6 protein-coding genes are annotated in these 7,022 nt (G+C 37.4%); 5 read left to right on the top strand and 1 reads right to left on the bottom strand.

Going from position 1 to position 7,022, the window contains the following annotated elements; translation table 11 throughout:
* The first annotated feature begins 516 nt into the window (after window positions 1-516).
* The 5 genes from G322_RS0116275 (at window position 517) to G322_RS0116295 (ending at window position 6,264) form a co-directional block, all read left to right on the top strand.
* Window positions 517-1,278, top strand: a complete 762-nt coding sequence (locus G322_RS0116275; RefSeq protein ID WP_022942782.1) for a class I SAM-dependent methyltransferase — start codon at window positions 517-519, stop codon at window positions 1,276-1,278.
* 236 nt (window positions 1,279-1,514) lie between these two features.
* Window positions 1,515-2,144: a TnsA endonuclease N-terminal domain-containing protein gene (locus tag G322_RS0116280; protein ID WP_022942783.1), complete on the top strand. Its 630-nt coding sequence runs from the start codon at window positions 1,515-1,517 to the stop codon at window positions 2,142-2,144.
* Window positions 2,141-3,994, top strand: coding sequence for a Mu transposase C-terminal domain-containing protein (locus tag G322_RS0116285; protein ID WP_022942784.1), 1,854 nt, complete (start codon window positions 2,141-2,143; stop codon window positions 3,992-3,994). The genes G322_RS0116280 and G322_RS0116285 overlap by 4 nt, the downstream gene beginning before the upstream one ends.
* Window positions 3,991-5,037 carry a TniB family NTP-binding protein gene (locus G322_RS0116290; RefSeq protein WP_022942785.1) on the top strand — a complete coding sequence of 349 codons (1,047 nt, stop codon included), beginning with the start codon at window positions 3,991-3,993 and terminating at the stop codon, window positions 5,035-5,037. The genes G322_RS0116285 and G322_RS0116290 overlap by 4 nt, the downstream gene beginning before the upstream one ends.
* A 285-nt stretch (window positions 5,038-5,322) precedes the next feature.
* Window positions 5,323-6,264 carry an FRG domain-containing protein gene (locus G322_RS0116295; RefSeq protein ID WP_022942786.1) on the top strand — a complete coding sequence of 314 codons (942 nt, stop codon included), beginning with the start codon at window positions 5,323-5,325 and terminating at the stop codon, window positions 6,262-6,264.
* A gap of 435 nt (window positions 6,265-6,699) precedes the next feature.
* On the opposite strand, the gene G322_RS21120 is transcribed toward G322_RS0116295, so the two are convergent.
* Window positions 6,700-7,022: IS66 family transposase (locus G322_RS21120; RefSeq protein ID WP_022942672.1), on the bottom strand; the 323-nt coding region annotated here is incomplete at its 5' end.

Below are 7,022 nucleotides of genomic sequence, written 5' to 3' on the forward strand. Positions count from 1 at the left end.
GAAAAATTAAAAGAGATTGGCGTAGATTACGCACAGGGGTATCATCTTGGAAAACCTGTGCCCATTGACATGATGGCACTACTTTCTGATAGTATGGATTAATAATGGTAACTACTCAGGCCGTTGCTATTTAAGTCTACTTCTTCGTTGAAAATACTCACAAATTCATCGAGAATGAATTTGAGCACCGATAGGGTGACCCGTAGGGCGCAGTACAGGATGTAATACCGATTACATTAAGTATGTGATCTAAATTTTGCGCAGGAAAAATAGCTAAATTTAAGGCGTAAGTTGACGTAAATGGTTGTTCCCTTTGCAAAACTTACAACCCAGAAGTGAGTTATTTTAACCAGTAAAATAGATTAGCTATTTACTGTAATTGGTATAAATAGTATTTAAACGACTAAACTCCGTTTTTTCGCCTTGAACTAGATATAAATGGCTTAGCCCTGAGCATTTACACTCTATTTTATATAAAACACCTCAAATTTTAAGAGGTGCAGAGTAAATAGTATAATGAATATACCACTTGTTTGTAATGATAGTGCGCTCAGTGCTACGGCTAAAAAACTCCGAGAAAAGTGGGGATTTGTGCGTCAGCAAAGTGAAAACTTTCGGTTGCACCTTCTCCCCGAGCATTTAGCACTAGAGCAGGTTGACGATCCCAAGCAGGGGTTGGTTTTTGTCGATTTTGTGTCTGGTGCGACGGCACATCGCCGTAAATTTGGTGGTGGTAAAGGTCAGGCGATTGCTAAAGCGATAGGTCTAAAAGCGGGTGTGCAGATTGATGTAATTGATGCCACTGCGGGTCTTGGTCGTGATGCTTTTGTATTAGCCTCATTGGGATGCAATGTCACCTTAGTTGAGCGATCACCTGTGGCAGCTGCACTACTTGATGATGGCCTGCAGCGCGCTTACCTGAATTTGGAGATTGGAGAGTGGATGCAACAACGGATGCTACTACACTTTGGTTCAAGCATTGAGTACCTAAAAAAACATCAAACCGATGTGGTGTATCTTGACCCGATGTTTCCACATAAAAAAAAATCAGCTCTAGTCAAAAAAGAGATGCGTATTTTTCAAGGGGTTGTTGGAGCAGATTTAGATGCTGACAATTTATTGGATGTTGCCTTACAATCTGCCCGTTATCGTGTGGTGGTTAAACGCCCTGATTATGCGCCGTTTCTTGATGATAAAAAACCCAGTATGAGCATTAAAACCAAGAAAAACCGTTTTGATGTTTATATAAAACAAGCGATTCCACCATCTGAAAAATGATATTTTAAACTATAATTTATTGTTTTTGTCGCTGAAACCATAGCCTGACATAAAGTAACCATACCCTGACAAATTAAAACCATATTCTGACATAAAAGGCATTTTGTAATTTACTTACAAAATGCCTTCTCTTTTTTATTCAATTAATTAGCGTGAAATTACAACCATACAGTGACAAATTGAATTATTTTTAGTGTGAACTACACTCAATACAAGCAAATAATTTGGTTTATCCTATGTATATACGAGATTTACGAAAGCCTTCACCAAATAAAAATGTCTTTAAGTTTGCCAGTGCAAAAGTTGGTGAAGCTATTATGTGTGAAAGTGCACTAGAGTTCGATGCTTGCTTCCATAATGAATATAATGACGCCATAGAAAGCTACGGCAGTCAGCCAGAAGGGTATAAATATAACTTTAACGGCAAGAGCTTGCCATACACGCCAGACACCCTCGTTCGTTATATTGATAAATCAGAAAGACTCCACGAATATAAACCGTACAATGCACTTTCTTCACCGTTATTCCGCGCTAAGTTTACTGCCAGAAAAGAGGCTGCTCTACAGCAAGGTATTGAGCTTATATTGGTAACGGATAAGCAAATTCGTATTAACCCTATTTTGAACAATCTTAAGCTGTTACATCGTTACTCAGGCGTTTACGAGGTAAATAGTATTCAGTTTGAACTGTTACATGCTATTCAACTATTAGGGAAGGTAAAGCTTAATGATATAGCTCAACAATTTAGCTTAAGCCTTGGAGAGTCCCGTGCGCTTATTTATAACTTAATCCATAAAGGGCATTTAATCGCTGATTTGAGTAATGAGGATTTAACAAGCAATCCAACATTATGGAGTCCGCAATGATGGATTTTATTGATGAGTTTGATAGTTCTATTATCCCCATAAAACCGGAAACACCTAGCCAATTTGTAAGGTTAGATGATGCGAAGCTAGCTAAGAGAGATTTAGATACCTTCCCTGAGTTTTTGAAAGAGAAAGCGATTGATAAATACAAATTGATAAGCTTAATTGAAAAAGAAAATAGAGGAGGCTGGACGCAAAAGAACTTAGATCCTATTTTAGATAAACTGTTGGGAACAGAGAACCGACCAAATTGGCGCACAGTGGTTCGTTGGCGAAAGAGTTATATTGAAAGCAATGGTGACATTGCCTCCCTTGTTGCTAAGCAGCACAAAATGGGAAATAGAACCAAGCGTATTAAAGGTGATGAGCTGTTTTTTGAAAAAGCGTTGAGTCGATTTTTAGATGCCAAAAGGCCGAATGTCAGTGTCGCATATCAATATTATAAAGACCTAATTATCATAGAGAATGAAAGTATAGTAGCTGGAAAAATCCCGATTATTTCCTACACAGCATTTAACAAAAGAATAAAGTCACTGCCCCCTTATCAAGTTGCAGTTGCTCGGCATGGAAAATTTATGGCAGACCAATGGTTCGCTTACTGTTCATCACATAAGCCGCCAACTCGAATTTTAGAGCGGGTTGAAATAGATCACACTCCTCTCGATCTCATCCTACTAGATGACGAGTTATTAATGCCGCTAGGACGGCCATATTTAACATTGTTAATTGATGTATTTAGTGGCTGCGTTTTAGGGTTCCATTTAAGTTATAAAGCTCCTTCCTATGTATCAGCCGCCAAAGCAATAGTTCATGCAACCAAGCCTAAATCACTAGACAATATGAGCATAAAGTTGCAAAACGATTGGCCCTGTTTTGGTAAAATAGAAAATTTAGTTGTTGATAATGGCGCCGAATTTTGGTCTAACAATTTGGAACATGCCTGTAAGGAAGCGGGAATTAACATTCAATATAATCAAGTGAGAAAGCCTTGGTTAAAACCCTTTGTGGAACGTTTTTTTGGGGTTATTAACCAGTTGTTTTTAACAGAAATGCCAGGGAAGACCTTCTCAAATATTCTTGAAAAAGAGGATTATAAGCCAGAAAAAGATGCCATCATGCGTTTTTCAACCTTTGTTGAAGAGTTCCAGCGCTGGATTGTTGATGTTTATCATCAAGAGAGTAACTCGCGTGAAACACGAATCCCAATCAAACAGTGGCAAAGTGGGTTTGAGGTTTACCCTCCGTTAAAATTGAGTCTTGAAGATGAAAAGCGTTTTAACGTGTTGATGTACATTACTGATGAGCGAACATTAACTAGAAATGGCTTTAAATTTGAAGAGTTGATGTATGACTCAACCTCACTTGCTGATTATCGAAAAAAATATCCACAAACCAAACAAACAATCAAGAAACTTATTAAAATAGATCCTGATGATATATCCAAGATTCATGTGTATCTGGAAGAATTGGAGGGCTACCTTGAAGTTCCTTGTACAGATGCTTCAGGGTATGTTGACGGACTAAGCCTGCACGAACATAAAACCATAAAAAAAATTAACCGTGAAGAAATTAGAGAGAGTAAAGATCCATTAGGTTTGGCTAAAGCCAGAATAGCCATTTATGGTCGTATACAACAGGAACAAGAGTTACTTAATACAGCAAAAAGTAAGCGCAAAATTTCTGCTATGAAAAAACAGGCGCAGCTAGCAGATATTAGTAATACAGGTAATGGAACTATTTGTGTAAAAGAGCGAGAAAAGAACACTCAGCCTCTGAAAAAGCAAACTGCTAATACGAACACTATCCTAGATAATTGGGATGACGATGAAGAATTAGAGGCATTTGAATGAACAGCTTAAATGACGCTCAAATTGAACAGTTGAGAGAATTTAATGACTGCATTGTTATGCACCCATTGGTTAAAGTTATTTTTGACGATTTTGATGAATTAAGGCTAAACCGTAAGTTTCAGTCCGATCCGCAGTGTATGTTATTAACGGGTGATACAGGAGTTGGTAAAAGCCACTTAATTAATCATTATAAAAAAAGAGTTTTAGCTAGCCAGAACTACAGTCGTGAAACTATCCCTATATTAGTAAGTCGTATCGCAATTGGAAAGGGAGTGGATGCAACATTAATTCAGATGCTGGCAGACTTAGAGCTGTTTGGAAGTAGTCAAAGAAAAAAACGAGGTTACAGTACTGATTTAACTAAAAAAATTGTGGAAAACCTAAAGCGTGCTCAGGTTGAGTTGCTTATTATTAATGAATTTCAGGAACTCATAGAGTTTAAAGGTCAGAAGGAACGCCAAAATATTGCCAATAAACTTAAGTATATTAGTGAAGAGGCTCAAGTTCCCATTGTTTTGGTAGGAATGCCTTGGGCGGAACAGATAGCAGAAGAGCCACAGTGGTCATCTCGCTTGGTTAGGAGAAGAAAGCTGGAATACTTTAGCCTGCAAAAAGACAGTAAATATTATCGCCAATACTTGATGGGGTTGGCCCAATATATGCCTTTTGATGTTCCTCCTAAATTGGAAAATAAACATACTGCTGTAGCTCTTTTTGCTGTGTGTAAAGGTCAGAATAGAGCGTTAAAACACTTTTTGTCAGAAGCAATTAAACTCGCTGTTATTAAGGGGAGGGGCTTAGAAAACATACATTTTGTTGAAGCTTATAAAAATCTATACCTTCCACTAAAAGAAGACTCCTCAACTTCTAATAAAAAATCAGAAGATAACCCAAACCCATTCACTCAAAATCTACAAGATATAGAGATATCAGAAGTTATTGAGCCTTCAAGATACAACCCAAATGCAATGGAGGCTGAGCATATGTTAGTTGCGAGTGTTTACTCTGATCCTCAAACCTTATCTCAACTTCGTTGTAAGTGATACCTTCTGTTTTTTGTCTTTAATATTGTATGAAATTTTGTCTTTAATATTGTATGAAATTTTGTATGTATAAGTCGGAAAGGGGCACATAGCGCCCTAGAAAAATGGCGAATTTTACTCTAAATTAGTTGCCTGAAGTCCCCCCAGACTCTTTAAATATGTATAAAATTTACACGTTGCTATTGTCTTAGGTGAGTTTTAGTATCTAAATTCAACTTTAACAATATAAAACCAAAGCTTGTATCATTGCTGTTTTAATTTTAATTACTTTGTGTTGGTGCGTAGATGCTATTTCCTACATTCGATTATCGTGAATGGTATAAAACTGATGTGACTTCAATGGAACAGGTTGAAAAACTATTTTTCCAAGAAAGTCTTAGCAATAATTTTTATTACCGTGGGATGGCGAATTATGATTTTGTTTGCATATCTACATTTTATCGTTACTTTATTACTAGCCGAAAATTAAATTGGAGTAAGGTTGATGTAGGCTTCAATTCAATGGTGGAACTACCCGAAATTGATATGGAAGAATACAAAAGTCTATCATTCCACATCCTAGATGATTTCTACGACAACCTTCTAACACTTGGCTCGCAAGAGATTTCCTTTGAATCAGTGGCATATTTAGCACAGCACTACGGCTTGCCAACTGATCTCATCGACTTTAGCTTTGACCCTAAGATTGCATTGTTCTTTGCTTGTTGTGAGATGCCTGACAAGGACTGTAGTGTTTATATGTTTGATATATACGCTACAGTAAAAAAGATGATGAGTTTAGCTGGCCAAGGACCAAGTTCTTCTATCGGATATATGCTCAACAAAGACGGTACTCATATGACTAACGAAGAGCGAGAACAGTGCTTCAAAGAATTCTGTACCACACTTAGCAAAGATGGATTTTCAACCGTAACGCCTATTATTAGTGGGGATGATATTCGATTTGGTGAGCGTATTATCAATCAAAAGGGGGCATTTATTTACCACCGTGATGTAATTCCAATGGATCAACTTATGTACACTGTATCATCGTCGACTAATTATCATGGTCGTAGAGTCTATAAAATCACCAAAGGATTGAAAGCAACAATACTGCAGGTGCTCAGTGAACAGTTTGGCATTAATGAAGAATTTGTTTATCCATCGATTGATCAAAACTTGGAAATCATTAAAAAAGCTGTAGCAAAGACAAGAGAGAAATTTGGCTTACCTAGATTGAATGATTAAAACTGATCTGGCCTAATTGTGAGGCAAGGCTTGATCCCATTTTCCACAAAGAGGTACTTATTCATGCTTTAGCTCTATTTTGTTGTGGCGTAATAATATTAGCCTCTCACTTATAAGTTTCTAACTCGCTTGGAGGGCGTTTGCAAGTTAGCTTTCTAGGGCGCTTCGGGGCGATTGCGACTTAGCTTCCTAGCTCGGTTTGGGCACAAACCGCCTTAGCTTTGCTAATGATGCCTAAAGAAACATGGCCAAATTTACTAGTCCACACACTAACCTTGACCACTAACTACAAGCTATTAATAAGTAAATTGTAACGTGGACAACAGTTACTAGTTCATAAAACTGAAGATGGTGAGCGCACTCATATTTAAATGTTAATTAAAGATAAAAAAATATAGAATTGAAGTTTAATCGTAAGCGTCTGGGTAATGGCACCTAGCTACGCTTAATATTCCATGGTAGCAACGCATCAATATCATTCGGGTTTTCAGCAATCTGCTGCAAGCAGGTTGCGATATAATCATGAACAATAAGATCATTCGCTTTTGCTGTTTCAACCAAACTATATAAAATTGCACTCGCGTTCGCACCTGTATTGGTGTACGAAAATAGCCAAGCCTTACGACCTATCACAAAGGGCTTCACTGCACGCTCTGCTCGATTATTATCAATGCTTAACCTGCCATCTTCGAGATAACGCTGGAATTTTTTAAATTGATTTAAGCTATAACTAATAGCCTCTCCCAATTTACTTTTAG

The sequence above is a fragment of the Psychromonas hadalis ATCC BAA-638 genome, from assembly GCF_000420245.1.
GTDB lineage: Bacteria > Pseudomonadota > Gammaproteobacteria > Enterobacterales > Psychromonadaceae > Psychromonas > Psychromonas hadalis.